The 24913-nt window shown below is 59.3% G+C and carries 28 protein-coding genes; 2 read left to right on the forward strand and 26 right to left on the reverse strand.

All coding sequences use genetic code 11. The annotated features are described in order from the left end of the window. Window positions 1-132: 132 nt before the first annotated feature. From fliT to ccmA, 11 genes are all read right to left on the reverse strand, one after another. Window positions 133-429, reverse strand: coding sequence for a flagellar protein FliT (gene fliT / locus EA797_RS06190; RefSeq protein WP_122164249.1), 297 nt, complete (start codon window positions 427-429; stop codon window positions 133-135). A gap of 124 nt (window positions 430-553) precedes the next feature. Then, window positions 554-979 (reverse strand): hypothetical protein, encoded by a 426-nt coding sequence (locus tag EA797_RS21970; RefSeq protein ID WP_122164250.1) that lies wholly within the window; start codon window positions 977-979, stop codon window positions 554-556. 15 nt (window positions 980-994) lie between these two features. Beyond that, complete coding sequence (ccmI, locus tag EA797_RS06200) at window positions 995-2224, reverse strand: c-type cytochrome biogenesis protein CcmI (RefSeq protein ID WP_122164251.1); 1230 nt, start codon at window positions 2222-2224, stop codon at window positions 995-997. Beyond that, a complete protein-coding gene (locus EA797_RS06205; protein ID WP_122164252.1) occupies window positions 2221-2694 on the reverse strand; it encodes a cytochrome c-type biogenesis protein in 474 nt (157 codons plus the stop codon). The genes ccmI and EA797_RS06205 overlap by 4 nt, the downstream gene beginning before the upstream one ends. Next, window positions 2691-3221 carry a DsbE family thiol:disulfide interchange protein gene (locus EA797_RS06210; protein WP_122164253.1) on the reverse strand — a complete coding sequence of 177 codons (531 nt, stop codon included), beginning with the start codon at window positions 3219-3221 and terminating at the stop codon, window positions 2691-2693. The genes EA797_RS06205 and EA797_RS06210 overlap by 4 nt, the downstream gene beginning before the upstream one ends. Before the next feature lies 1 nt (window position 3222). After that, window positions 3223-5196 carry a heme lyase CcmF/NrfE family subunit gene (locus EA797_RS06215; RefSeq protein WP_122164254.1) on the reverse strand — a complete coding sequence of 658 codons (1974 nt, stop codon included), beginning with the start codon at window positions 5194-5196 and terminating at the stop codon, window positions 3223-3225. After that, the gene (gene ccmE, locus EA797_RS06220) at window positions 5193-5660 is read right to left on the reverse strand and encodes a cytochrome c maturation protein CcmE (protein ID WP_122164255.1); all 468 of its coding nucleotides are present in this window, start codon (window positions 5658-5660) and stop codon (window positions 5193-5195) included. The genes EA797_RS06215 and ccmE overlap by 4 nt, the downstream gene beginning before the upstream one ends. Beyond that, window positions 5657-5833 (reverse strand): heme exporter protein CcmD, encoded by a 177-nt coding sequence (gene ccmD, locus EA797_RS06225; protein WP_122164256.1) that lies wholly within the window; start codon window positions 5831-5833, stop codon window positions 5657-5659. Before ccmD ends, ccmE begins: the two co-directional genes overlap by 4 nt. Continuing rightward, window positions 5830-6585, reverse strand: a complete 756-nt coding sequence (locus EA797_RS06230; RefSeq protein ID WP_122164257.1) for a heme ABC transporter permease — start codon at window positions 6583-6585, stop codon at window positions 5830-5832. Before EA797_RS06230 ends, ccmD begins: the two co-directional genes overlap by 4 nt. A 154-nt stretch (window positions 6586-6739) precedes the next feature. Beyond that, on the reverse strand, window positions 6740-7411 hold the full coding sequence (gene ccmB / locus EA797_RS06235; RefSeq protein WP_122164258.1) for a heme exporter protein CcmB: 672 nt from the start codon (window positions 7409-7411) through the stop codon (window positions 6740-6742). Beyond that, the gene (ccmA, locus tag EA797_RS06240; protein WP_122164259.1) at window positions 7408-8043 is read right to left on the reverse strand and encodes a cytochrome c biogenesis heme-transporting ATPase CcmA; all 636 of its coding nucleotides are present in this window, start codon (window positions 8041-8043) and stop codon (window positions 7408-7410) included. Before ccmA ends, ccmB begins: the two co-directional genes overlap by 4 nt. Window positions 8044-8173: 130 nt before the next feature. Here ccmA and fliK point away from each other — a divergent pair, with 130 nt between their 5' ends. Both fliK and EA797_RS06250 read left to right on the forward strand, forming a co-directional pair. Then, the gene (fliK, locus tag EA797_RS06245; RefSeq protein WP_122164260.1) at window positions 8174-9697 is read left to right on the forward strand and encodes a flagellar hook-length control protein FliK; all 1524 of its coding nucleotides are present in this window, start codon (window positions 8174-8176) and stop codon (window positions 9695-9697) included. Continuing rightward, entirely contained in the window at window positions 9694-10023 is a 330-nt protein-coding gene (locus tag EA797_RS06250) for an EscU/YscU/HrcU family type III secretion system export apparatus switch protein (protein ID WP_122164261.1), read from the forward strand. The genes fliK and EA797_RS06250 overlap by 4 nt, the downstream gene beginning before the upstream one ends. On the opposite strand, the gene EA797_RS06255 is transcribed toward EA797_RS06250, so the two are convergent. The 15 genes from EA797_RS06255 to flhA all read right to left on the reverse strand — a co-directional run bounded on the left by EA797_RS06255 (window position 10004) and on the right by flhA (window position 24859). After that, window positions 10004-10444 carry a rhodanese-like domain-containing protein gene (locus tag EA797_RS06255; protein WP_122164262.1) on the reverse strand — a complete coding sequence of 147 codons (441 nt, stop codon included), beginning with the start codon at window positions 10442-10444 and terminating at the stop codon, window positions 10004-10006. The genes EA797_RS06250 and EA797_RS06255 overlap by 20 nt on opposite strands. Before the next feature lie 147 nt (window positions 10445-10591). After that, on the reverse strand, window positions 10592-11005 hold the full coding sequence (locus EA797_RS06260) for a DUF2802 domain-containing protein (RefSeq protein WP_122164263.1): 414 nt from the start codon (window positions 11003-11005) through the stop codon (window positions 10592-10594). Window positions 11006-11008: 3 nt separating this feature from the next. After that, window positions 11009-11488, reverse strand: coding sequence for a chemotaxis protein CheW (locus EA797_RS06265; RefSeq protein WP_122164264.1), 480 nt, complete (start codon window positions 11486-11488; stop codon window positions 11009-11011). 85 nt (window positions 11489-11573) lie between these two features. Then, window positions 11574-12434, reverse strand: coding sequence for a CheW domain-containing protein (locus tag EA797_RS06270; protein ID WP_122164265.1), 861 nt, complete (start codon window positions 12432-12434; stop codon window positions 11574-11576). An 85-nt stretch (window positions 12435-12519) separates the two neighbouring features. Next, a complete protein-coding gene (locus tag EA797_RS06275) occupies window positions 12520-13308 on the reverse strand; it encodes a ParA family protein (RefSeq protein ID WP_122164266.1) in 789 nt (262 codons plus the stop codon). Window positions 13309-13397: 89 nt separating this feature from the next. After that, window positions 13398-14225 carry a flagellar motor protein MotD gene (gene motD / locus EA797_RS06280; protein WP_122164267.1) on the reverse strand — a complete coding sequence of 276 codons (828 nt, stop codon included), beginning with the start codon at window positions 14223-14225 and terminating at the stop codon, window positions 13398-13400. A gap of 140 nt (window positions 14226-14365) precedes the next feature. Continuing rightward, window positions 14366-15106: a flagellar motor protein gene (locus EA797_RS06285; protein ID WP_122164268.1), complete on the reverse strand. Its 741-nt coding sequence runs from the start codon at window positions 15104-15106 to the stop codon at window positions 14366-14368. Next, window positions 15106-16218 carry a protein-glutamate methylesterase/protein-glutamine glutaminase gene (locus tag EA797_RS06290; protein WP_122164269.1) on the reverse strand — a complete coding sequence of 371 codons (1113 nt, stop codon included), beginning with the start codon at window positions 16216-16218 and terminating at the stop codon, window positions 15106-15108. The genes EA797_RS06285 and EA797_RS06290 overlap by 1 nt, the downstream gene beginning before the upstream one ends. A 47-nt stretch (window positions 16219-16265) precedes the next feature. Continuing rightward, window positions 16266-18464 (reverse strand): chemotaxis protein CheA, encoded by a 2199-nt coding sequence (locus EA797_RS06295; RefSeq protein ID WP_122164270.1) that lies wholly within the window; start codon window positions 18462-18464, stop codon window positions 16266-16268. Window positions 18465-18476: 12 nt separating this feature from the next. Continuing rightward, window positions 18477-19271: a protein phosphatase CheZ gene (locus EA797_RS06300; protein WP_122164271.1), complete on the reverse strand. Its 795-nt coding sequence runs from the start codon at window positions 19269-19271 to the stop codon at window positions 18477-18479. Between the two features lie 23 nt (window positions 19272-19294). Then, complete coding sequence (locus EA797_RS06305) at window positions 19295-19669, reverse strand: chemotaxis response regulator CheY (RefSeq protein WP_172830728.1); 375 nt, start codon at window positions 19667-19669, stop codon at window positions 19295-19297. Between the two features lie 117 nt (window positions 19670-19786). After that, the gene (gene fliA / locus EA797_RS06310) at window positions 19787-20512 is read right to left on the reverse strand and encodes an RNA polymerase sigma factor FliA (protein ID WP_122164272.1); all 726 of its coding nucleotides are present in this window, start codon (window positions 20510-20512) and stop codon (window positions 19787-19789) included. Between the two features lie 16 nt (window positions 20513-20528). Next, a complete protein-coding gene (gene fleN, locus EA797_RS06315; protein WP_122164273.1) occupies window positions 20529-21356 on the reverse strand; it encodes a flagellar synthesis regulator FleN in 828 nt (275 codons plus the stop codon). Between the two features lie 91 nt (window positions 21357-21447). After that, the gene (flhF, locus tag EA797_RS06320; protein WP_122164274.1) at window positions 21448-22722 is read right to left on the reverse strand and encodes a flagellar biosynthesis GTPase FlhF; all 1275 of its coding nucleotides are present in this window, start codon (window positions 22720-22722) and stop codon (window positions 21448-21450) included. Window positions 22723-22738: 16 nt separating this feature from the next. After that, a complete protein-coding gene (gene flhA, locus EA797_RS06325) occupies window positions 22739-24859 on the reverse strand; it encodes a flagellar biosynthesis protein FlhA (RefSeq protein WP_122164714.1) in 2121 nt (706 codons plus the stop codon). Between the last annotated feature and the right edge of the window lie 54 nt (window positions 24860-24913).

Raw genomic sequence — 24913 nt, forward strand, 5'->3', positions numbered from 1 at the left:
TCAGGCTATGTGTTCCGAAGTTGACATGCAGCAATAGAGAAGAGGAAAGCGTAGCGGGTGTAGTGCGAAGCGTATGCAAACTAGAGAGAGGATCTCATGCGAGTTCGACCGCTATCAAAATGAGCCTTTGATTCAACCGAACAACTTGTAGATGTTGGCGCCTTGTTGCGATTGATTCAGCTGAATCAGCTCGTCGGCCACGCGCCGCTTTTCAGCTTGGCATGCGGCAACCAGTTCTTGGTAAAGGGTAACAAGGTCTTGGAGCCGCTGGCGAATTGTCGAGTCATCTTCTCGAGCTTCAACCATTGCCGCTTCGACGACTTGACGGCACTGAACATCCAGAACGCTGATGGCCGTCCAGTCCTGCTGAGCCATTGCGTCGCGCAATGCGTTGCCGGTTTCCTCAAGACGTTTGACTGCTGCACTCATGAATCCGCTCCGGATGACTGATTACTTGACCGACATGCGCAACCACAACGGATCATGGCCTGTGCCTGAGTCTTATCGGCATCCTTTTGAATGCCTTTAACTTGCCAGAAGAAAAGTTTACGTATCAATGCAGATCGCGCAAACCAGTTGGAACGCTGGGAGGCGCGACTGGCTCCCAAGGACCCTCCGGCCTGCCAGCACAGTACCAGTCACCATCCCAGCGATAATAGAGCCTCTCGCGATAGAACATGTCCTTGCCCTCAACTACATATACGCCCAGCCGATTGTCCCAATGCGCAGCGGCATGGGGCGGTGGAGCATAACGCGGGTGGCTCTTCTGAGTTGCGGGTGGGCGCGGTGCTGGGGGTGTGCGCACTGGCGGAGGACTGGCGACGGGCTCGCGAGGCTTGGACACAGGCGGCGGTGGCTGGCGGGTCGGCTCTGACGTCTCATAGGGGTTGCCGGCGCAGGCGCCCAGCAATAGTGCGAGCGCGGCGACACCGCTCCCTTTGACCAAACGAGTGACTTTTATACTTACCAGTTCCGACATCGGCGACCTCGGCCCTTAGGGTTTGGGCGTTTCAGGTTGATCAATGGTCAGCTTGATCGTGTCCTCATCACTTGGCGCAACTGGCTCGCTGCGACCCTGCCATTCACCGCGTGTGGCATCCCCGCTCCGAGAAATACGCGCGAACAATCTGACCTGCTCGAAGTTGGACAAGCGAAGCTGCGGAGTCATTGCATCGGCATCGCTCAAATTGACCGTAGCCGGCAGGTCAGCAACAGTCAGACGCTTGACTGCCAAAGGCATTGGAGGGCCGGATACAGCGCGGGCGAAGACGAATACAGCATCAGTTGGCTGTACTTCACCTGCCAACTTGGCATCCAAGCGCACATCAACGGACATGCCTGGCGCAACAACAGCGGCATCTACAGCCGCATCGCCGCTATCACTCTGGACGGCGACGCTGGGCTCACCCATCTGTTCGCGAGCCCTGGCAATACCGCCTTGAATCGCTTCGCGTGACGGATCCTCAGCCGGCAGTGTTGCGACCAACCGCTCCCAGTACCCGATCGCTTCCTCGAAACGCTCATCCTCATACGCGGCGATCCCCAGCAAGCCAAGACTGGTGACCTCGTGCGGATCACCTTTCAATGCTTCGTCGGTAAGCGACTGCATCTGAGCAGACCATTGACGGTCCTCGGCAAAATAAAGCGCCTGTGCCCATTGACCCAGAATATCGGGTTGGCGGCCCGCCAGCTTGACGACCTGCTCATATGCGCCGGCCGCATCGGCCGGACGTTCCTGATTCATGTAGGTCCTGGCAAGGAAGTACCAGGCCTCTGTGGACTCTGGCTGGGCTTTTACCGCGCGCTCCAATCGGCCGATCATCTCCGCCATCGATCCCGGCTGCTCGGTGAACTCCCTCGCCAGCTCCAACTTGTCACTCGCGCCCCAGTGCATATAAAGCCCGTACCCGAGCAGCGGCACCAGGATGGCAGCGATCAACGGAATTGCACGCCCTAGATTGCTGATGCGATGCGTCTCGCCGCCCTCCGTGTCGTCAAGCAGCTCTCGAGCGGCGTCAGCGCGCCCAGCCTCGAATTGCTGCGGAGTCAGCGTTCCGGCTGCCTGTTGCGCAGCCAGCTCAGCAAGTCGCTCTTCGTAGAGCGCAACGTTCAGCGATGTCCGATCCTCTTCTGCCTGCGCGCGATGGCCGCGCAAAACGGGAACCAGCAGGAACGCCAGGGCGACCAGTAACAGCAGGCTCGCACCTATCCAGAAATCAATCATGGGTCTTTTTTATCCAGCAGCGTAGCCAGGCGCGCGCGCTCGGCTTCGGAGAGAGAATTAGATGCCTGCGCCTCGGCACCTCGACGACGACGCCGGAGGATCACCGCCAGCACCGCGAAGCCGAGCACCAGCAATGCAACCGGTCCGTACCACAGCAGCAGCGTCTTCGCGTTGACGGGCGGCTTGTAGCGTACGAAGTCGCCATAGCGGTCCACGAGGTAATCGACGATCTGCTCGTTGCTCTTACCTTCTTCCAACATGCGGAAGATCTCGCGCCGCAGATCCATGGCAATGGGAGCATTCGAATCGGCGATATTCTGGTTCTGACATTTGGGGCAGCGGAGTTCCTCGACAAGCGTGCGATAACGCTGCCGTTCAGCCTCGTCCCGGAACTCATACGCGTCGATCGCTGCGTGCGCAGTACCGGCCAGGCACAGCATCAGCAGCATGCCTTGAATCAGCCTTTTCATTCGTCCACCAGTTCCTGATACAGCGCCGCCAGTTGCTCGCGCCATACGCGCTCATCGATCACCCCGACATACTTGTGACGGATGATGCCCTGCTTGTCGACGATGAAGGTTTCCGGCGCGCCGTATACGCCAAGGTCCAGGCCGAGGGAGCCTTGCTCATCACGAATGTTCAGCTGATAGGGATCGTGGAAGTCCTTGAGCCACTTCTGAGCAGCGGCGTTATCGTCCTTGTAGTTGACGCCATGGATAACCACGCCTTGCGATGCGAGTTTGTTGAGCACCGGATGTTCGACCTTGCAGGCCACACACCAGGTCGCCCACACATTGACCAGCGCCGGCTTGCCTTTGATTTCTTCAGCGCTGATCTGTCGCTGCGGGTCCTCTACCGACGGCAGCGAGAAAGACGGCAGCGGTTTGCCGATCAACGCGGATGGCAACTCGGTAGGGTCCAGGAACAGACCACGGTAAAGAAACACCGCGACCACCAGAAAGATCGTCAAGGGCAACAGCATCAACAGTCTTTTCATCTCAAGCTCCTTGCTGTGCCAGGCCGAGCGTTTCGCGAACGCGGTTTCTGACTTTGACGCGGTAGCGCTTGTCGCTGACAGACAGGACACCGCCCAGCGACATCATCAGAGCGCCCAGCCAAATCCAACGTACGAAAGGTTTGATATGCACCCGCACGGCCCAGGCGCCATCCTCGAGGGGCTCACCCAAGGCCACATACAGGTCGCGAGTAAAACCTGCGTCGATTCCCGCTTCGGTCATGGGCATCTGCTGCACGGTGTAGAGGCGTTTCTCAGGGTGCAATGTCGCGACCTGCTTGTCGCCGTCGAAGACGCGAATGGTGCCCTTGTCAGACGTGAAATTAGGGCCATCGAAATGCTTTGCGCCATCGAAAATGAACCTGTACCCACCCAGCTCCAGAGACTCTCCCGGTGCCAGACGCAGATCACGTTCGTCGCTCTGCTGGCTCGTCAGCACCACGCCCAGGGCGCACACCACCAGCCCCAGATGGGCGAGCTGCATTCCCCAATAGCTTGGCGCGAGGCTTCGCATACCTTTCAACAACCCCTTATGGCGGGTCTTGTCGAGTAGGTCGCGCACGCTGGCGGAGACCACCCAGGCAGCCAGCAGGCATACAGCCAACACACCCCAGTGAAAATCGCCAAACATCATCGAGCCCAACCCGCCAAGCACGGCACTGCAAATGAGCACCGGAGTAAGCATGCCAAGCAGCCACTTTGTCGGGGTGTCTTTCCAGCGAACCAGAACGCCCACGCCAACCGCCAGCATCAACGCGCCGACCAGCGGCAGAAACATGGCATTGAAGTACGGCGGGCCTACGGAAAGCTTGGTGTTGGACAAGGCATCGAGCAGCAACGGGTAGAGCGTACCCAGCAGAATCATGGAGGTGGCGACGACCAGAAGCAGGTTGTTCACCAGCAACAGGGTTTCGCGCGACCAGAGGCCGAAACTGATCTGACTTTTCACCACCGGCGCACGCAGTGCGAACAGGGTTAGCGACCCGCCCACAACCAGCAACAAGAACGCCAGGATAAACACGCCGCGCTCCGGATCGGTGGCGAACGCGTGAACAGAGGTGAGCACCCCGGAGCGAACCAGGAAGGTGCCCAGCAGGCTGAGCGAGAAGGCAGCAATTGCCAGGAGCACGGTCCAGCTCTTGAATACGCCCCGCTTCTCGGTTACAGCCAGCGAATGAATGAGGGCTGTGCCGACCAGCCAGGGCATGAAGGATGCGTTCTCAACCGGGTCCCAGAACCACCAGCCGCCCCAGCCCAATTCGTAATAGGCCCACCAGGAGCCAAGGGCGATACCGGTTCCCAGGAAGGCCCAAGCGACCAGCGTCCACGGGCGAGACCAGCGCGCCCAGGCGGCATCGAGGCGGCCGCCAAGCAGCGCAGCAATAGCAAAGGCGAAAGCGACCGAGAACCCGACATATCCCATGTAAAGCATTGGTGGATGGACGATCAGGCCAAAGTCCTGAAGCAATGGATTGAGGTCCCTGCCGTCCATGGGTGCCTGGGGCAGCAGTCGCTCGAACGGATTGGACGTGACGATCAAAAAGAGCAGGAATCCGATGCTGATCAGGCCCATCACACCCAGAACGCGGGCAAGCATTTCCTCCGGCAGCTGACGCGAGAAGATCGCAACGGCAAACGTCCACCCAGCCAGGATGAAAGCCCAGAGCAACAATGAACCCTCATGCGCGCCCCATACTGCGCTGAACTTGTAGTACCAAGGCAATGCACTGTTGGAATTTTGCGCGACGTAGGCGACCGAGAAGTCGTCCACCATGAAGGCATAGGTGAGGCAGGCGAAAGAGAACGCCAGGAAGGAGAACTGTCCCCAGGCGGCCGGCTGCGCGAGCCCCATCCACTGACTGTCGCCCCTCCAGGCACCGATGAGAGGAAGCGTGCCCTGCACGACCGCCAGACACAGCGCCAGAATCATGGCCAGATGGCCCAGCTCAGGGATCATTTCGCATACTCCTGCTTGTCGCCTTCGTAGTGCTTCATCATCCCGCTCTTTTCCAGCGCCTGAGTTACTTCAGGCGGCATGTAGTTTTCGTCGTGCTTAGCCAGCACCTCGTCCGCAACCATAACGCCTTCGGCGTTGACGCGGCCCAACGCAACGATCCCCTGCCCTTCGCGGAACAGGTCGGGAAGAATGCCCTGATATTGAATGGTGACGGTCTCGTTGTTATCGGTCACCCGAAAGGACACGGTCAACGAGTCCTTGCTGCGCGACACCGATCCGTTCTCGACAAGGCCACCTGCACGGATTCGCGTACCTTCGGGGGCCTCTCCCGCCGCGATCTGAGTAGGCGTGTAGAAGAGGTTGATGTTCTCTTGAAGCGCGGACAAAGCCAGGGTAACGGCAATGCCGACACCAGCCAGAATGGCCAGAATGATGAAAAGACGCTTCTTGCGCACAGGATTCACTTCATATCCTCCCGGCGCATACGACGCGCCTCGTCTTGCAGATAACGTCGACGCGCCATCAAGGGCAGCGCCACGTTCAGAACCAGAACCGTCAGGCTGATGCCGTATGACGTCCAGACGTACAGCCCATGGTTACCCATGGCGATAAATTCGGAGAACGACGAGAAATTCATGATGCTTTGCTCACCAGTGCTTTCACTTCCGCCTTGACCCAACTGCTCCGCGATTCACGACGCAATACCTCCAGGCGCATCCGCATCAACAGCACCAGCGTGAAGAAGCAGTAAAAGCCCAACACCATGACCAACAGTGGCAACCACATTTCCATTGGCATTGCCGGTTTTTGAGTCACAGTGAACGTGGCAGGCTGATGCAAGGTGTTCCACCACTCCACCGAATACTTGATGATCGGAATATTGACGACGCCCACGATCGAAAGCACAGCGCAGGCTTTGGCAGCACTGTCGCGGTTGGAAATGGCCTGGCCCAGGGCAATGATGCCGAAGTACAGGAACAGCAGGATGAGCATGGACGTCAGACGCGCGTCCCACACCCACCAGGCGCCCCACGTAGGTTTGCCCCACACGGCGCCGGTGAGCAGCGCAATGAAGGTCATCCAGGCGCCAATGGGTGCTGCCTGCTGCAACGCGACGTCGGCCAGCTTCATTTTCCAGACCAGCCCGACGATCCCCGCTACTGCCAGCATCACGTAAATCGACTGAGCGAGAAATGCCGCCGGCACATGTATATAGATGATCCGAAAGCTGTTTCCCTGCTGATAATCCTGCGGCGCGAATGCCAGCCCCCAGACCACTCCGACGCTGATCAGCAAAAACGCTGCCCAGCCCAGCCAGGGCATCCAGCGACTGCTGATCTCGTAAAACCACTTGGGCGAACCCAACTTGTGGAACCATGTCCAGTTCATAGAACTTGCCTCACATTCAGCCCGCAAGCCGATACTGCCTCGAAACCGGACCCATGACGCTTGTTCGGGATCAGTAAAATCGTCGTTGTAGGAGCCGCGTATCCATCAATGACGATGCGTGCTCCGCGTTCGGGTAAATCCATCGTGCAATCCGTCATTCGCCAACGCTTATCTTCAAGCCGGCCGCTATTGCGAAGGGTGTCAGGGTAACGGCTAACGCGGTAAGGCTGGAAAGCCATAGCAGATAACCCAGTGCAGGCAGTCCCTGCAGCGCCGCCTGTAGCGCCCCGCTGCCCAAAATGAGTACCGGAATGTAGAGCGGGAGAATAAGCAGCGCCAATAACAGGCCACCACGTTTGAGTCCGACGGTCAGTGCTGCCCCGACCGCGCCTAGCAGGCTAAGAACCGGCGTACCCAGCAGCAGCGACATCAATAGAACCGGCAGTGCGCTTACCGGCATTCCCAGCATGAGCCCCAACAGTGGCGCCAGCAGAACCAGCGCCAGCCCAGAGAAGGCCCAGTGTGCCAGCACCTTGGCGAGTACCAGAAGCGCCAGGGGGTGCGGCGAAACGACCCACTGCTCGAGCGATCCGTCTTCGAAATCGCTACGGAACAAGCCGTCTAGCGAGAGCAATACAGCCAAAAGAGCCGCCACCCAGATGAGCCCTGGCGAAATGGTCTGTAGCAATTGCGACTCGGGGCCCACGGCAAGCGGAAACAGTGCGATGACGATAGCGAAGAACACCAAGGGGTTGGCCAGCTCAGCTGGGCGGCGGAACAGCAAACGAGATTCTCTGGCCAGCAGTAGCGTGAAGACGTTGCTCATGCGGCACGCTGCCCGAGATCGAGCTCGCGAAAACCCGCCGGTTTGTCCATGAGCGAATGATGGGTCGTCAGCACCACCATGCCACCGTGCTCACAATGCGAGGCCAGATGCCGTTCGAGTTGCGCGACGCCGCTTTTATCTAGCGCGGTGAATGGCTCGTCGAGTATCCAGAGCGGGGGTGGAGACAGATAGAGCCGGGCCAGGCCGACGCGACGCTGTTGGCCCGCTGACAGCGTATGACAGGGAACGTCCTCGAAGCCGCGCAACCCGACGAAATCCAGCGCCTTCCAGATTTCATCGCGAGAGGCAGGCTGGTGCAATGCACACAGCCAGGTGAGATTCTCTTCAGCGGTGAGCAAGCCCTTGATGCCGGCTGCATGACCTATCCATAAAAGGCTGCGAGCCAGCTCGCTGCGCTGACTCTCAAGATCGCACCCGTTGAGCAGCACCTTTCCCGCGGTCGGTTGCATGAGGCCGGAGAGCAAACGGAGCAAGCTGGTCTTGCCACTGCCGTTGGGGCCGGCGATCTGCAACATTTCCCCTTTGGCGATCTTCAGGTCTAACCTCTCGAACAGAAGGCGCCAGTCTCGCTCGCATGAAAGCGCCACAGCTTCTAGAAAGGGACTGGACACGCTAGGGACACCTCAAGATGAAAGAAGCCCGGCCGTTACATCGTGGTACGCCGGGCGGCCGGAATTATACATGCCGAGCCCCAGCGCCAAAGGCCGCAATGTCGAAAGGTTGTAAGAGCATTTAAGTTAGATGACCGAGATCAAAAGCACCCAGGCAATTCCCGCCTCCGGGCCGTCACGCCCAGTGACGGCCGCGGCTGATCTGGCGTTGAAATTGTTGCAGCCGATGCAGGGGTTGTTGCTCGCCGGAGAAAGCGCGGAGGCTGAGGTCGTCAGCATCAAAGAGGCACTTCAGAGCTTTCAGCTGACCCTGCGCCTTACGCTGGCCAACGGCAGGCAGGCCACTGTGGAAACCAGCAGCCCCAGGGCTGCGCCGCCAGGCGCGGCAATGCTCATCACGGCAGTGTCGGACACTCGCCTGCTGGCTGCCTTGCAACCAGGCAATCGTCAGCCGCAGAGCAGTATCGATCTCGCGCAGCTTCCGATCGGTAGTGTGGTGCAGGGAAAAGTAACGGCCAGCCAGCAGATTCAGCAGGACGGAAAGACTCTGTTCAAGGTCGTGATCAGCTTGCTCAATTCCCCACTTGCCGGACAAAAGCTTAATGTCGAGTCCACCATGCCGCTTGCACCGGGCAGCCTGATAACGGCGCGTGTACAGGGTGACCAGTCGCTGGCGTTCATGCCGCTCAGCGGTCGGCTCGATCAGCTTTTGCTGGGCCAGCAGCTGACCTCACAACACGGCCGTCAGGGTTCGATGGAAGGATTGTTCAGTGCGCTCGGATCAAGCAATGCGCTACCAGAACAGCTGCGCGGCGCAGCCGAGCGATTACTAGGGCTGATCCCGGACATGCAGAAACTGGGTGACGCAAAGGCGCTAGCCCAGACATTGGCGCGCAGCGGAGTGTTCCTGGAGGGCGGTTTACTCAGCGGCGAAGCGGACAATCTACCGACTGACATGAAAGCCGCCCTTCTGCGCCTCATCGCCCAGTTACCGGGCGTGCCTGGCGCCGGGCCGATGGCAGCTGGACAGGCAGGTGCAGCCCTGGGGCAAGCGCTACCGGCCTTCGCCCGTAATGCGCTTGGTGCGTTGGGGCAGCCGAACATTCGGCAACTGGCACAGAGCTTCCCCTTGCCGGGTCGACTGCTCGCCAGTAGCGATGATGAAGCTGATCTGGAGCTGATACTGAAGCTCGCTGCAGCGGCAGTTTCCCGACTGCAGACTCACCAGCTATCGAGCCTCGCCCAGACACAGACCAACCCGGACGGTACACAAGTGACGACTTGGCAGATAGAGGTGCCAATGCGTGACCAGCGCGATATCGTCCCGCTGCAGGTCAAGTTTCAGCGCGAGGATGAAGCCCAGCAGCATCGCAAGGAGAAAACCGAAACCTTGTGGAAGGTTGAACTCGCATTCGACGTCGCGCCGCTTGGGCCGCTTCAAGTGCAGGCTCAGCTCCTTCAGGGCAGCCTTTCCAGCCAGATATGGGCTGAGAACAGCCGCACCGCGGCCTTGATTGCGGCAGAGCTCGATCACCTGCGCCAGCGACTGATCACGGCAGGGCTGACTGTTGGCGAGTTGGCCTGTCGCCAAGGTACTCCGCCACAAGGGCCAAGAACCTCCCTGGACCAACGTTTCGTGGATGAAACTGCATGAGTGCCAATACCCCACGGCAGGCCATCGCGCTAACCTACGACGGCGTCACAACCCCAACGCTTTCAGCCAAGGGCGACGATGATCTTGCCGAAGCGATCCTAGCCATTGCGCGGGAACACGATGTGCCCATCTACGAAAACGCAGAGCTGGTCAAGCTATTGGCACGACTGGAACTGGGAGACGCGATTCCCGAGGCGCTCTATCGCACCATCGCCGAAATCATCGCCTTTGCCTGGTATCTGAAGGGCAAGTGTCCGGCAGGCTTCTCTGACTGCCAAGCACCGGATCAGCAGGACTTACCGCGCCTCAATGGGCCCAAGCATTAAGCGTGGCGACCTCTCTGAGACCGGCTTTCTGCTGCGGATAATCCGCCAGCATCCAGGCGAAATAGCCTTGGCGGAAATAGAAGACCTGCTGATATCCCCATTCCACCGCGAGCCGAACCGCCTCAGCGCTGGCCGGGCATACCTCGCTGTCACAATAGACCACCAGGGGCACGCTTCTAGGCCAATCGGAACGTGACAGGCCAGAGAATTCATGTGCCAGGTCCAGGTTCACCGCACCTTCTACATGCCCCCATGCCCATTCGCGTCTGGGGCGTACATCGACGAATACCGCGCCGAGGTCATGAAGCTGCTTGGCCTGATAGACACTGATAGTCATCGCACCATCAACCTCAACGGGCGCCTCGGCCGCATTAAGCCAGGCGGGACTCACTAACAGACATAGCATCAGAATGCGCAACATCACATCCTCCTTGCCCACGGGCGCAGGCAAGCGCCGGACATAGCGAAGCCTTGTCCAGATTGGAGGGATTAATGATTGTATTGTTCCCTGCACCGACCAGTGGGCAGTGATTAGCAGCTAGCTGCTCAGCTCTACGAAGCCGGAGTACTAGTCAGGTTTGCGGCGCACCTGATGCAGTTTGCGCATCAGTTCAGCTTCCGATTGAGACAGGCCACAGGATTGGGTCAGGTCGTCGACGCTGGCGCCCATACCGACCAGCTTGGCAGCCTGAGAAAAAACGAAATTGTTCGGATCGCGCTGTTCAAGCTTGCTGAACTTGTCAGGCAACGGTGACACGACACGCGAAAGTTCGTGCAGCTCTTTGCCCATGCGCACGCTGCCCTTGAGGTAGGTGTCCAACCGAGCGGCCAACACCTTTATACGTTCGTCGCGGGCGGCGTTCTCACGCGCTTGCAGCTCGGCCTGCTGTCGCTGGCGCCGAAACAGCCAGATGCAGCAACCGAGCAGTGCCAGGCAGCACAGAGCAAGAACGGTGACCGCAGCCACCAGCGACGCCATCATGACTCAGATGCTCTCAAGTTCCGCCCATTCTTCTTCGCTCATCATCTTGTCCAGTTCGACAAGAATCAGCAGCTCGTTGTTCTTGTTGCAGACGCCCTGAATGAACTTGGCCGACTCGTCGTTACCGACGTTAGGCGCTGTCTCGATCTCGGATTGGCGAAGGTAAACCACTTCGGCCACGCTATCGACCAGAATGCCGACAACCTGGCGATCAGCCTCGATAATCACGATCCGGGTGTTATCGGATACCGGTGCGGTTTCAAGGCCGAAACGCTGACGCGTATCGATGACCGTGACCACGTTGCCACGCAGGTTGATGATGCCCAGCACATAGCTTGGTGCACCTGGCACCGGTGCAATCTCGGTATAGCGCAACACTTCCTGGACCTGCATCACGTTGATGCCATAGGTTTCGTTGTCCAGACGGAAGGTTACCCACTGCAGGACCGGATCATCGGAACCCTGTGCGGAAGTCATCTTCATAGCCCCACCTCTTCATATACCGCGATGGCGGTCGATTCTATCGTTTACTCGGAGCGCTTGCGTGCCCCTGTGATTGTTCAATTCGTTATGACGGAACGCCTTTAAGATGGCGCGTTGCACCGCTGGCTATCAGCTCAGCAAGCGCGGCCACGTCCACCAGCGCGCACATATGGTCGATTACCGTACCTGCCAACCAAGGCCGCTGCGAGCGCTGCGAGCGCCATTTCACTTCTTTCGGATCCAAACGAATCGAGCGGCTTACCTGATGAACCGCCAACCCCCATTCATAGCCCTGGACCGATATCACATATTGAAGACCATCACGGAAGTCATCGCGATACCGTTCAGCCATGACCCAACGGGCGGTATCAAGCACTTTCAGATTGCCAGCTTGGCTCGGCAGTATCCCGAGAAACCAGGAAGGCTGGCCAAACAACGGCGTCAGATCATGGCCCGCCAACGGGTAGATCGAACCCAGGCTTACCAAAGGCACTGCCAAAGTCAGACCCGCCACATCGAATAACAGGCACTCGAACGGCTCCTCGCCCCATTCGGGCTGACTGCTCGAGCGAGCCGGCGGACCGCCAGGTGTATGCGCCGGCGATACCAACTCGGCAACCGGCTCGACCGACTCAAGGGCCTGTAGCGGTGGCAACTCAAGTGGTGAATCGAGCAAAGCCTCCTGCACGACCAGCACGGGAGCGGCCATCACCTCAGGCTCAGGCTCTGGCACAAACGCAGGCTGAGGCTCAGCCTCAGGCAAAACAACCTGACGCAACGGGACTACGCGCTGAATGTCACGCTGCTGCTCTTCGAACACAGCTGCCTGAAACTCGTCGTGACTGACCGATTCGGCCAGGCCAATGACGGCATCCTGCAAAAGCGCGTCGAGATACGACTGCAACGTCTGCTGTGATCGGCTTTCTTTAAGAACGGTACGGCTCATGAAACCAACTCGTGCAAACCCACTGGATAGGCTATCGGCAGCAACAACGGCGAACTTGAACCCGGAAGATGTCCGTACGTCGTCATCACGCCACCTGCGGCGAGGCTTGTGCAGCCAGTAATGTTTTCAGCAAGGCGCGGTAAGCCAACACACCCCGGCTGTTCGGGTCATGCTGAGACGGTGTGACACCAGCGCGGCTGGCATCGCGCAGCCGCGTGTCGATGGGGATGAACGCTTGCCAGAGATGCTCCTGGTAGCCATTGCGCAATACCTTGAGGGTATTCATCGACGCCTGCGTACGACGGTCGAACATGGTCGGTACGATGGTGTAAGGCAACGCCTGCCTGCGTGAGCGGTTGATCATGGTCAGAGTGCTGACCATCCGCTCCAGGCCCTTCATCGCCAGAAATTCGGTTTGCACAGGGATGACCAACTGCTGGCTGGCCGCCAGTGCGTTGACCATCAACACGCCCAGCAATGGCGGGCTGTCGATGATTGCGTAATCGAAATCTTCCCAGAGCTGAGAGAGACTCTTGGCAACGACCAGGCCCAGCCCGTTCTGGCCAGGCGATTGGCGCTCCAGCGTCGCCAGGATCGTACTGGAAGGCAACAAGGAGAGGCGCTCATGGCTGGTTGGCAACAGCAATTGCCACGGCAGACCCTCTGGCACCACGCCCTGATGCTGGAACAGGTCGAAGACGCTGTGCTCGATGTTATCTGGATCATGCCCGAAATAGCTCGTCATCGAGCCATGGGGATCGAGATCAAGCGCAACGACACGTTTGCCAGCGTCGGCCAGCAGACCCGCAAGCGCAATGGAGGTGGTGGTCTTACCCACCCCGCCTTTTTGATTGGCAACAGCCCAGACTCTCATAACTCTCTTTCCATCCGGATTGATCCAGACCGGCAACGGCCGTGCCGGCAGAGCCGACGACGGAGAATTGACGACACCACCAATGATGTCTAACGAATAGAAGGGAGAGCACGTTGTGTGCCAGATTGCATCGTACCGTCTGCAGCCCGAGCATTTCCGCTACCAACGCCGCTGACGCTACGGCGCACATCCAGGTTGCGGGAGATGACCAGTATGACCCGCCGATTGCGTGCCCTTCCCTCAGCAGTTGCGTTATCGGCAATGGGCTGGAACTCGCCATAGCCCACAGCAGCCATACGGGACGGGTCGACCCCATCGGCTGCCAGCATGCGCACCACGCTTCCGGCGCGAGCCGCTGACAGCTCCCAGTTGGTCGGAAACTTGTCGGTCCTGATTGGTAGGTTGTCGGTAAAGCCTTCCACATGGATCGGGTTGTCGAACGGTGCCAGAATTCCGGCGACTTTCTCCAACAGATCGAATGCATGGTTGTTAGGCAATGCATCGCCGCTGGGAAAGAGCAAGCTCGAGTTGAGTTCGATTTCGACCCAAAGCTCATTGCCTCTTACAGTGATCTGCTTAGAGTCGATAAGGTCGGCAAAAGCGTTCTGCATGCTCTGCATGATGCTTTGCAGCGGATCGATAAGCTCCGAGGAGGACTGCGGCTCGTCGACCTCGGACATGTCTGGCTGCGTCGTCCGAGGTCGCTCGTCACCGATTGGAATCGGCTTCACGGCGCGGTCAACCTGGCTGAATACGCCCACCAGCGAGTCGGACAGAATCTTGTATTTGCCTTCGTTGAGCGATGAAATCGAATACATCACCACGAAAAAAGCAAACAGCAAGGTGATGAAATCCGCGTAGGAAACCAGCCACCGCTCGTGATTCTCTGGCTCTTCGTGAGCTCTACGGCGAGCCATATCAGGCACTCCACGCGCTTAGCGCGCAAATCAGCCAAGCCAGAGTGACGGTTCCTGGACGGACATTAGTGGTGAATGAAGCCTTTGCCATGTTCGTTCCCAGGACCGCAGCGGCAATGGTGCCGTTGGCTTTCCGTCAGTTAATCGATGAAGCCCTGGAGCTTCATTTCGATCGAGCGAGGGTTTTCACCTTCGGCAATCGAGAGGACGCCTTCGAGCAGCATTTCACGGTAGGCCGTATGCTTCTGCACAACGCTTTTGAGCTTGTTGCCCATCGGCAGTACCAGCAAGTTGGCAAAGGCCACCCCGTAGATAGTGGCAACGAATGCAACAGCAATGCCACTTCCCAGCTGGCTGGGATCGGCCAGGTTGCCCATCACATGTATAAGGCCCATCACGGCACCGATGATGCCGACGGTAGGCGAATAACCACCCATGCTCTCGAACACTTTTGCCGCACGCAGATCACGGGTTTCCTGGGTGTACAGGTCTACCTCGAGAATGCTGCGAATCACCTCAGGCTCCGCACCGTCTACAAGCAGTTGCAGGCCTTTGCGCGCGTAGGGATCAGGTTCGGTTTCGGCGATTGGCTCCAGCCCGAGCAACCCCTCCTTGCGCGCCGTTGCACTCCACCCCGTGACCAGGCTGATGCCGCGAGCCATATCGATGCGTGGGGGGAAAAGAATCCAGCTCACGATTGACATCGCACGCATGAAAACGGCCATCGGCGTCTGCAGAAGCACGGCGCCGAGCGTACCGCCGAGGACGATCAGCGCTGCCGGACCATTCAGTAACGCGGAAACATGCCCGCCCTCGAGAAAGTTACCTCCTACGATGGCTACGAACGCTAGAACCAGCCCGATAAGGCTGAGCACATCCATCAGCTACAAGCCTCACTCAGGTGCCGACCGATATCATCAAGGCTGTACACGGCGTCGCTGAGGTTCGCTTTTACGACGGCCATCGGCATGCCGTAAATCACGCAGCTGGCTTCGTCCTGCGCCCACACCTGGCTGCCGCTCTGCTTGAGCATACGCGCCCCTTCACGCCCATCGGCGCCCATGCCGGTCAACACGACGGCGAGTACTTTGTCGCCGAATGCCTTGGCAGCTGAGCCGAAGGTGACGTCTACGCATGGCCGATAGTTGAGTCGTTCATCACCTGGCAAGATGCGAACGGTGCCACGCCCGTCAACCATCATCTGCTTACCGCCAGGGGCCAGCAGCGCAAGGCCGGGGCGTAGCATGTCGCCGTCCTCTGCCTCCTTGACGCTGATCTTGCACAACTTATCGAGGCGCTCGGCAAATGCTTTGGTAAATGCCGCCGGCATGTGCTGAATCAGCACGATCGGCGCCGGAAAATTGCCGGGCAGCTGCGTCAATACACGTTGAAGGGCAACTGGGCCGCCGGTTGACGTGCCGATGGCAACCAGCCGGTACGCTTTCCGACGAGGAACCGCAGTAGACGCCGGGTGCGCCGGTGCGGCGGGTCGAGCAGCAGGCGTGACCGCTGGCGCGCTACTCCCCGAACGCGATGCGAAGGCTGGAGCGGCCGGCGCGGTAGCTGCGCTACTGCTGGCGCTGCTGAAGCGTCGATTGCTTCGCGAAATCGTGTGGATCTTCTCGCAAAGCAGTTGCTTGACCTTGTTCGGATTACGCGAGATGTCCTCGAAGTTCTTGGGCAGAAAGTCCACCGCCCCGGCGTCCAGCGCGTCGAGTGTGACTCGCGCCCCTTCGTGGGTAAGCGAGGAGAACATCAATACAGGTGTCGGACACCGCTGCATGATCTGCCGGACCGCCGTGATGCCGTCCATCATCGGCATCTCGTAGTCCATGGTGATGACGTCCGGTTTCAACGCCAGCGCCTGATCGATGGCCTCCCGCCCGTTGGTGGCGGTGCCAATCACCTGGATATTCGAATCAGAAGAAAGGATCTCCGAAACACGGCGGCGGAAGAAGCCGGAATCGTCCACCACCAGGACCTTGACTGCCATAAAACACTCCTAGCGACAGCGGTCCGTATGAAACCGCTTGCTACTGATCAGATCCGGCGTGCGTACCGCTTGAGCATGCTCGGGACATCCAGGATCAAGGCTATACGCCCATCGCCGGTAATGGTCGCACCGGACATTCCCGGGGTCCCCTGCAGCATCTTGCCCAGTGGTTTGATCACGACCTCCTCCTGCCCCACCAGTTGGTCGACCACGAAGCCGATGCTCTGATTGCCCACGTTCAGGATCACCACATGGCCCTCGCGTTGCTCATCATGCTCGGCGCCCTGTACCAGCCAGCGCTTGAGGTAGAACAGCGGCAGCGCCTTGTCGCGCACAATGACCACTTCCTGACCGTCCACCACGTTGGTACGGGACAGGTCGAGGTGGAAAATCTCGTTGACGCTGACCAGTGGGAAGGCGAAGGCCTGGTTGCCCAGCATCACCATCAGGGTCGGCATGATCGCCAACGTGAGCGGGACCTTGATGACGACACGCGATCCCTGGCCCTTGTTGGAGAACACGTTGACCGTGCCGTTGAGCTGCGAAATCTTGGTCTTTACGACGTCCATGCCGACACCGCGACCGGATACGTCGGAGATCTCGGTTTTGGTCGAGAATCCCGGGGCAAAGATCAGATTGTATGAATCTAGATCACTGAGGCGGTCAGCTGCATCCTTGTCCAGCAGGCCCTTCTCCACCGCTTTCGCACGCAGGACGTCCGCGTCCATGCCTTTGCCGTCATCGGTGATCAACAGCAGGATGTGGTCGCCCTCTTGCTCGGCGGACAGCACCACCCGACCGGTGCGGGGCTTGCCTGCGGCTTCACGTTCTTCAGGCGTTTCGATACCGTGGTCGACCGCGTTGCGCACCAAGTGCACGAGCGGATCGGCCAACGCCTCGACCAGGTTCTTGTCCAGGTCGGTCTCTTCGCCGACCAGTTCAAGATTGATTTCCTTCTTGAGGCTGCGTGCAAGGTCGCGAACCAGACGCGGGAAGCGGCCGAACACCTTCTTGATCGGTTGCATGCGCGTCTTCATGACGGCGCTTTGCAGGTCGGCAGTCACCACATCGAGGTTCGATACGGCCTTGGCCATCGCTTCGTCGGCGCTGTTGGAACCCAAACGCACCAGGCGGTTACGCACCAGTACCAGTTCGCCGACCATGTTCATGATTTCATCGAGCCGCGCCGTGTCGACGCGAACTGTCGTCTCAGCTTCGCTCGCCGGCTTCTCAGGCGCAGGAGCCGCCTTGGCAGATGCCTCTGCCTTGGCTGGCACGGTAGCTGCCTTGGCCGGGGCGGGCGCCGCCGCCGGCTTGGCCGCTACGGCCTTTTTCGCAGCCGGAGCCGGCGCCTGTGCAGGCTTCGCAGCAGGCTCGGATTCAACCGTTATAGGAGAAGCCACCTCGGGTTCGAACTTCCCTTTGCCATGCAACTGGTCAAGCAACGCTTCGAATTCGTCATCGCTAATCTCGTCGCCACCTGCACCAGCAGGCTTGTCAGCGGCTACGGCGGGAGTCGGCGCAGCAACAGGCTCGGCGAACTGGCCCTTGCCATGAAGCTGGTCGAGCAACGCCTCGAACTCGTCGTCGGTGATCTCGTCGCTGGCAGGCTTCTGCGCGGCTAGCGTGTCGTTAGAGACAGGCGCAGGTCCTGCGTCTGCGACGAACTGACCTTTACCGTGAAGCTGGTCGAGCAGCGACTCGAACTCCTCGTCGGTGATCTCGTCGGCGGTGCTGGCAGCCGGGCTCTCGGCGGACTGATCAAGCGCGCCAAGAAACTGCTCGAATTCATTATCAGCCGTTGCCACTTCTGGCTCGGGCTCGACCGTCACTTCCGCAGCCGGCTCATGTGCCCCAGCCGGTTCGGCCAGACGCGCCAGCGCTGCCAGCAGCTCCGGAGTAGCCGGAGTCACCGCAGTACGCTCACGCACCTGAGTGAACATTTCGTTGACGGAGTCCAGTGCCTGCAGCACGACATCCATCAATTCCGAGTCGACGCGACGTTCACCCTTGCGCAGGATGTCGAAGACGTTTTCGGCTATGTGACAGCATTCGACCAGCTCATGCAGCTGGAGGAAACCGGCACCGCCCTTAACCGTGTGGAAACCGCGAAAAATCGCATTGAGCAAGGCTGTGTCATCGGGGCTGCTCTCCAGCTCCACCAGTTGCTCTGACAATAGTTCGAGAATCTCGCCGGCCTCTACCAGGAAGTCCTGGAGGATTTCTTCATCGGCGTCGAAGCTCATATTCACCTTCCCCTAAAAGCCCAGGCTCGAAAGCAGATCATCGACATCGTCTTGCCCGGATACGACATCCTCACGTATATCGGCATGCATCTGCGGACCTTCACCATTGGAAGGCTCTTTTTCTTGTTTTTTCTTTTCCTGCTCGGCGCGCATGGCGTCGCGGTCATGCTGGATGCCCGCTACGCGGTCGACCTGGCCGGCCATGAGCACAAGATTCAGCAGATTGCTTTCGAGTTCGGTGATCAGACGGGTGACCCGCTTGATCACTTGCCCGGTCAGATCCTGAAAGTCCTGAGCAAGCATGATTTCGCTGAGATTCTGCGATAGCTGGCTGCCATCGTTCATGCTGCGCTGAAGAAACTGATCGATGCGTTTGACCAGTTCACGGAACTGTTCGGCGTTCATATCGCGACGCATGAAGCGCTGCCAGTCGGCAGTCAGGCTTTGCGCCTCGTAACTCACGTAATTGACCAGCGGCGCCGACTCTTCAACCAGGTCCATGGTGCGGTTGGCCGCTTTTTCGGTCATCTCCACCACATAGGACAACCGATCAGTCGCATCGGTGATCGGTGACGGATCCCCCCCGGTGGCGCAGGTGTCCATCTCGAGTTTGACGATGGCGTTGTGCAGTTCACGGGTGAGCTTGCCAACTTCCAGGTAAATCCCGTGATTACGCGCCTGGTTGAGCTCGTTGAACATCTGCGTCGCTTCGTCGAAGCGACCTTGCTGCAGACTTTCAATCAATTGGGGTGCATTAGCCCTCAGAGTCGCTTCGAACTCTGCCAGGCTTTGGTCTGGTTGCGTCATAGTGCCCTCGCGGCGTTACTGCTTCAGCCGTTGACGCGCTCGAAGATCTTTTCGATCTTCTCTTTGAGCACTTGAGCCGTGAATGGCTTGACCACGTATCCGTTAACGCCGGCCTGCGCGGCTTCGATGATCTGATCGCGCTTCGCTTCGGCAGTCACCATCAATACCGGGAGATGCTTGAGACGTTCATCGGCACGCACAGCGCGCAGCAGGTCGATGCCGCTCATGCCAGGCATGTTCCAGTCGGTGACTAGAAAATCGAAGCTGCCGCTTTTCAGCATCGGCAGCGCGGTAGTGCCGTCGTCTGCTTCAGCTGTGTTGGTGAATCCCAGATCGCGCAAGAGGTTCTTGATGATCCGTCTCATGGTCGAAAAGTCGTCGACGATGAGGATTTTCATGTTCTTGTCCAAGTACACCTCCGTAAATCACGAATCTCAGAACCTGCTCACGGTCTGTTGCGGGCTTCATTAACGAAGCTCGTAAGCGGCCTCTAATGCTTTTTTGCGAACCTGCCGTTAACGGGAGCGCCACTCGCCAAGACGAGCCCGCAGACGCGCCGCGCACTGACTGTGCAGCTGGCTGACCCGCGACTCACTGACGCCCAGTACCTGGCCGATTTCCTTCAAATTCAACTCTTCGTCGTAATACAGCGAAAGCACCAGTTTTTCACGTTCTGGCAGGTTGCTGATGGCCTCGGCCAACGCCTGCTGGAAACGCTCGTCCTCCAGATCGCGGGACGGCTCCGGATGGGTGCTGGCAGCATCCTCCTCGAACTCACCGTGCTCACCTTCCTGTAGCAGATCATCGAAGCTGAACAGGCGGCTGCCCAAGGTGTCGCCCAGAATGCCGTAGTACTCATCGAGACTCAATTTAAGTTCGGCCGCAACTTCCTGATCTTTAGCGTCGCGGCCGGTTTTAGCTTCGATTGCCCGAATCGCCTCGCTGACCATGCGCGAATTGCGGTGCACGGAGCGCGGCGCCCAGTCACCCTTGCGGACCTCATCGAGCATGGCGCCACGAATACGAATGCCGGCGTAGGTCTCGAAACTGGCACCTTTGCCCGCGTCGTATTTTTTTGACGCCTCCAGCAGGCCGATCATGCCGGCCTGCATCAGATCATCGACCTGCACACTTGCCGGCAAGCGCGCCAGGAGGTGATAGGCGATCCGCTTGACCAAGGGTGCATACTGGTCGATGAGCTGGTATTGCGAGTCTTTAGCCTGAGCTTTGCTGTTATACATACCGATTCCAGCCCGCTTATTGGTTAGGCTCTGCGGCGGGCCTGACCAGGCGCTCCACAAAGAACTCCAAATGACCGCGTGGCGATGCCGGTAGCGGCCAGGTGTCAACTTTCTGTGCGATGGCCTTGAATGCCAGCGAGCACTTGGCTCGCGGATAGGCCTCGTACACGGCGCGCTGTTTCTGCACCGCCTTGCGCACCGCTTCGTCATACGGGATGGCGCCCACGTACTGCAGCGCAACGTCGAGGAAGCGTTCTGTCACCTTAGTCAATTTTGCGAACAGGTTGCGGCCTTCCTGCGGCGCATGTGCCATGTTCGCCAATACGCGGAAGCGGCTGATGCCGTAGTCGCGATTGAGCAGCTTGATCAATGCGTAAGCATCGGTGATCGACGTGGGCTCATCGGTCACCACCAGCAGTACTTCCTGGGCAGCGCGAACGAAGCTCACGACGCCGTCGCCAATGCCAGCTGCGGTGTCGATGATCAGAACGTCGATATCGTTGCCGATATCGCTGAAGGCCTGAATCAGCCCTGAATGCTGCAGACTGGACAGCTGCACCATGCTCTGAGTACCAGAGGCCGCGGGTACGACACGAATGCCGCCCGGCCCCGGAATCAGTACGTCTCGCAGATCGCATTCGCCAGCGATGACGTCGGCCAGGGTGCGCTTGGTAGTCAGACCAAGCAGCACGTCGACATTGGCCAGACCGAGGTCGGCATCCAGCAGCACGACCCGGCGGCCGAGTTCGGCCAGGGCCAGAGACAGATTGACCGACACGTTCGTCTTGCCAACACCGCCCTTGCCGCCAGTCACTGCAATAACCTGTACGGGATGAATACCCATTTCTACACGCCTATCTCTTGCTTGAGCCCTTGGGCTATCGATGCGTTCAGCCAGAACGCGTCTTCTTTGTACCTGTCACGGAGCAAAGCGTTCATCCGGCTTTCCGTGAGGAACCGTTGTACAGACCGGCAAACATGTCGGCCATGGTTTCCTCACTGGGATTCTCCTCGGTTTGCAGGCTCACTGCACGGCTCACCAGCTGATGGCTGCGCGGCAAATGCAGATCGTCCGGGATTCGCGGACCATCGGCGAGGTAGGCGATGGGCAGGTGCTGACTGATGGTCAGGCCAAGCACATCACCGAGGCTTCCAGCCTCATCCAGTTTAGTCAGAATGCAGCCCGCCAGCCCGCACGGACGATAGTGATGCCAAGTCGCCTTGAGCACTTGGCTCTGGCTGGTTGCCGGCAGCACCAGATAGTTTTTTGCCCTGATGCCGCGTTCTGCCAGCGCCTGCAGCTGTACACGCATCATCGGGTCGTTCGCCGGCAAACCGGCGGTGTCGATGAGAATCAGGCGCTTGCGGGCTACCGATTCCAGCGACTGGCTCAGCGGCTGGGTGGGATCGATCTGAAGCACCGGTACGTCCAGGATACGACCCAGCGTTTTGAGTTGTTCCTGAGCACCGATGCGGTAGTTGTCCATGCTTGCCAGCGCGATACTCTGCGGGCCGTGCTTGAGTACATAACGCGCCGCCAACTTCGCCAGCGTGGTGGTCTTGCCAGCACCAGCCGGGCCGACCAGCGCGATCACACCGCCCTCATCCAACGGCTCGACCTTGGTGACCTTGATCGACTGCGCCAGGTACGCCAACACCATACGCCAGGCCTGGCGAGGCTCGGATACGGTTGATACCTTCTCCAGCAGTGCACGAGACAGCTCGGCCGGAAGGCCGATGCGCTGCAGGCGACGCCAGAGCCCGGCTTGCTGCGGGCGACGGCTTTGCTCATGACCCCAGGCGATCGATCCGAGCTGGACTTCGATCAGCTCGCGCAGACCTTGCAGCTCCGACTGCATCGCCTCGACAGCCCGAGAGGAATCGAACGATGAGTTCTGCACCGGAGCCGCTGCGACGGCAGGCTTCTCCGGGCTCAGCTGGCGATCCTGACCGGCCGCACTGCGCGGCGGTGCACTGACCTCGGCGTGGGCGCTGGCGATTCGAGCCTGGGTCTTGCGCAGCTCGGCTTCAAGCGCGGCGTTCGGCTGTTTGGCGGCCACCGGCTCCATCGGGTAATCAAGCACAGCGGTCAACTCGACGCCGCCGGCGACGCGACGGTTACCCGTGATCACGGCATCGGCGCCCAGCTCGTCACGAATCATCTTCATGGCGATACGCATGTCGGCTGCGAAGAAACGTTTGACCTGCATGGCCTGTTACCCTCAGTTAATTCTGACCCACCGTCGAGACGATGGTGACCTGCTTGTTATCCGGTATTTCCTGATAGGCCAGTACATGAATGTTGGGGACTGCCAGTCTGGCGAATCGCGACAACATCGCGCGAACCGGACCTGCCACCAGCAGAATCGCCGGCTTACCCATCATTTCTTGACGCTGTGCCGCATCTACCAGAGAACGTTGCAATTTCTCGGCCATTCCCGGCTCGAGAAGAATGCCATCTTCTGAGCCTTGTCCTGCCTTCTGAAGACTATTGAGCAATATCTGTTCCAACCTTGGCTCAAGGGTGATCACAGGCAGCTGAGGCTCAAGCCCCACAACGTTTTGCACGATTGCGCGGGACAGCGCGACACGTACCGCAGCTACCATCGCGGCGGGATCTTGACTCTTGACAGCGACGTTGGCGATGGCTTCGGCGATGGTACGGATGTCACGTACTGGCACCTGCTCCTGCAGCAGTGCCTGCAGCACCTTCAGCAGCGTTGAGAGTGAAATCATCCCCGGCACAAGCTCTTCGGCGAGCTTCGGCGAGCTCTTGGCAAGCAGCTGCATCAACTGTTGGACTTCTTCGTGGCCGAGCAACTCATGGGCATGCTTGTGCAGCACCTGGTTCAGGTGCGTCGCGACCACGGTGCTGGCGTCTACCACCGTGTAGCCCAGCGACTGTGCCTGGTCACGCTGGCTTGCTTCGATCCATACGGCTTCCAGACCGAACGCCGGATCCCTGGCGGCAATGCCGTTGAGCGGGCCGAATACCTGTCCGGGGTTGATCGCCAGTTCGCGGTCCGGATACACCTCGGCCTCGGCCAGGCTCACACCCATCAGCGTCAAGCGATAGGCGTTGGGCAGCAGGTCAAGGTTATCGCGGATGTGTACCGACGGCATCAGAAAGCCGAGGTCCTGGGAGAGCTTCTTGCGAACGCCCTTGATCCGCGCCAGCAGCTGGCCGCCCTGGTTGCGATCGACCAACGGAATCAACCGGTAACCCACCTCGAGACCAACCATGTCCACCGGAGTCACGTCGTCCCAGCCAAGCTCTTTGGTTTCCGCGGTGCGTTGAGCCGGAAGCAGTTCCTGTTGCTTTTGCACTTCCTGCTCGGCTTGCTTCTTGACCTGTTTCTGGCGATGCCAGATCCAGTAGGCGCCGCCGGCAGCAACGGCGCCAAGGCCGATGAAGGACATATGCGGCATGCCGGGCACCAGGCCCATGGCGATCATGATGCCCGCGGCTACAGCCAGCGCTTTCGGCGAGGCGAACATCTGGCGGTTGACCTGCTGGCCCATGTCTTCGGAGCTGGTGACGCGGGTCACCATGATGGCCGCAGCGGTCGACAGCAGCAGCGAAGGGATCTGAGCCACAAGGCCGTCACCGATGGTCAGCAGCGCATAGACCTGGCCGGCTTCGCTGAAGCTCATGCCGTGCTGCGCCATGCCGATGCCGACACCGCCGATGAGGTTGATGAACAGGATCAGCAGGCCGGCGATCGCATCACCACGTACGAACTTGCTGGCACCGTCCATCGATCCGTAGAAATCGGCCTCCGAGGCGACTTCCACGCGGCGCAGCTTGGCTTCGGACTGGTCGATGAGACCGGCGTTGAGGTCGGCATCGATCGCCATCTGCTTGCCTGGCATTGCATCCAGGGTAAAGCGTGCGCTGACTTCCGAGATACGTCCCGCACCCTTGGTCACAACCACGAAGTTGATGATCATCAGGATCGCGAAGACGACGATACCGACGACATAGTTGCCGCCGATCACCACATTACCGAAAGCTTCGATCACATGCCCGGCAGCTGAACCGCCCTCATGGCCGTTGATCAGTACCACCCGCGTCGATGCCACGTTCAGGGCAAGACGCATCAAGGTCGCGACCAGCAGAATCGTCGGAAACACCGCGAAGTCCAGCGGGCGCAGCGCATAGACGCTGACAAGCAGAACTACGATCGACAGGGCGATGTTGAAGGTGAACAGCAGATCCAGCAGGAACGGCGGCACCGACAGCATCATCATGCCCATCATCACGAGCAACAGAAGCGGGACGCCCAGGTTGCCGCGCCCCGCGCCCGTCAGGCCGTTGCGAATATTGATGAGTTGCGTGCGATCCACGTAGACCCCGACAGACAGAACCAAAGAATTGACGCAAAACGCGTCCTGTCCGGG

It is taken from the genome of Stutzerimonas zhaodongensis (assembly GCF_003696365.1).
Lineage (GTDB): Bacteria > Pseudomonadota > Gammaproteobacteria > Pseudomonadales > Pseudomonadaceae > Stutzerimonas > Stutzerimonas zhaodongensis.

Bases quoted from the DNA above. Each gene is read 5' to 3' on its own strand.
- EA797_RS06285 (WP_122164268.1), bottom strand. From the start codon at position 15,106: ATGGATGTGCTCAGCCTTATCGGGCTGGTTCTAGCGTTCGTAGCCATC.
- EA797_RS06210 (WP_122164253.1), bottom strand. From the start codon at position 3,221: ATGAAAAGACTGTTGATGCTGTTGCCCTTGACGATCTTTCTGGTGGTC.
- EA797_RS06295 (WP_122164270.1), bottom strand. From the start codon at position 18,464: ATGAGCTTCGACGCCGATGAAGAAATCCTCCAGGACTTCCTGGTAGAG.
- flhF (WP_122164274.1), bottom strand. From the start codon at position 22,722: ATGCAGGTCAAACGTTTCTTCGCAGCCGACATGCGTATCGCCATGAAG.
- EA797_RS06270 (WP_122164265.1), bottom strand. From the start codon at position 12,434: ATGAGCCGTACCGTTCTTAAAGAAAGCCGATCACAGCAGACGTTGCAG.
- EA797_RS06290 (WP_122164269.1), bottom strand. From the start codon at position 16,218: ATGGCAGTCAAGGTCCTGGTGGTGGACGATTCCGGCTTCTTCCGCCGC.
- ccmB (WP_122164258.1), bottom strand. From the start codon at position 7,411: ATGAGCAACGTCTTCACGCTACTGCTGGCCAGAGAATCTCGTTTGCTG.
- fliK (WP_122164260.1), top strand. From the start codon at position 8,174: ATGACCGAGATCAAAAGCACCCAGGCAATTCCCGCCTCCGGGCCGTCA.
- EA797_RS06230 (WP_122164257.1), bottom strand. From the start codon at position 6,585: ATGAACTGGACATGGTTCCACAAGTTGGGTTCGCCCAAGTGGTTTTAC.
- EA797_RS06215 (WP_122164254.1), bottom strand. From the start codon at position 5,196: ATGATCCCTGAGCTGGGCCATCTGGCCATGATTCTGGCGCTGTGTCTG.
- fleN (WP_122164273.1), bottom strand. From the start codon at position 21,356: ATGGGTATTCATCCCGTACAGGTTATTGCAGTGACTGGCGGCAAGGGC.
- EA797_RS06205 (WP_122164252.1), bottom strand. From the start codon at position 2,694: ATGAAAAGGCTGATTCAAGGCATGCTGCTGATGCTGTGCCTGGCCGGT.
- EA797_RS06265 (WP_122164264.1), bottom strand. From the start codon at position 11,488: ATGAAGATGACTTCCGCACAGGGTTCCGATGATCCGGTCCTGCAGTGG.
- motD (WP_122164267.1), bottom strand. From the start codon at position 14,225: ATGGCTCGCCGTAGAGCTCACGAAGAGCCAGAGAATCACGAGCGGTGG.
- EA797_RS06260 (WP_122164263.1), bottom strand. From the start codon at position 11,005: ATGATGGCGTCGCTGGTGGCTGCGGTCACCGTTCTTGCTCTGTGCTGC.
- fliA (WP_122164272.1), bottom strand. From the start codon at position 20,512: ATGTATAACAGCAAAGCTCAGGCTAAAGACTCGCAATACCAGCTCATC.
- EA797_RS06250 (WP_122164261.1), top strand. From the start codon at position 9,694: ATGAGTGCCAATACCCCACGGCAGGCCATCGCGCTAACCTACGACGGC.
- fliT (WP_122164249.1), bottom strand. From the start codon at position 429: ATGAGTGCAGCAGTCAAACGTCTTGAGGAAACCGGCAACGCATTGCGC.
- ccmI (WP_122164251.1), bottom strand. From the start codon at position 2,224: ATGATTGATTTCTGGATAGGTGCGAGCCTGCTGTTACTGGTCGCCCTG.
- EA797_RS21970 (WP_122164250.1), bottom strand. From the start codon at position 979: ATGTCGGAACTGGTAAGTATAAAAGTCACTCGTTTGGTCAAAGGGAGC.
- EA797_RS06255 (WP_122164262.1), bottom strand. From the start codon at position 10,444: ATGTTGCGCATTCTGATGCTATGTCTGTTAGTGAGTCCCGCCTGGCTT.
- EA797_RS06300 (WP_122164271.1), bottom strand. From the start codon at position 19,271: ATGACGCAACCAGACCAAAGCCTGGCAGAGTTCGAAGCGACTCTGAGG.
- EA797_RS06305 (WP_172830728.1), bottom strand. From the start codon at position 19,669: ATGAAAATCCTCATCGTCGACGACTTTTCGACCATGAGACGGATCATC.
- EA797_RS06275 (WP_122164266.1), bottom strand. From the start codon at position 13,308: ATGAGAGTCTGGGCTGTTGCCAATCAAAAAGGCGGGGTGGGTAAGACC.
- ccmD (WP_122164256.1), bottom strand. From the start codon at position 5,833: ATGAATTTCTCGTCGTTCTCCGAATTTATCGCCATGGGTAACCATGGG.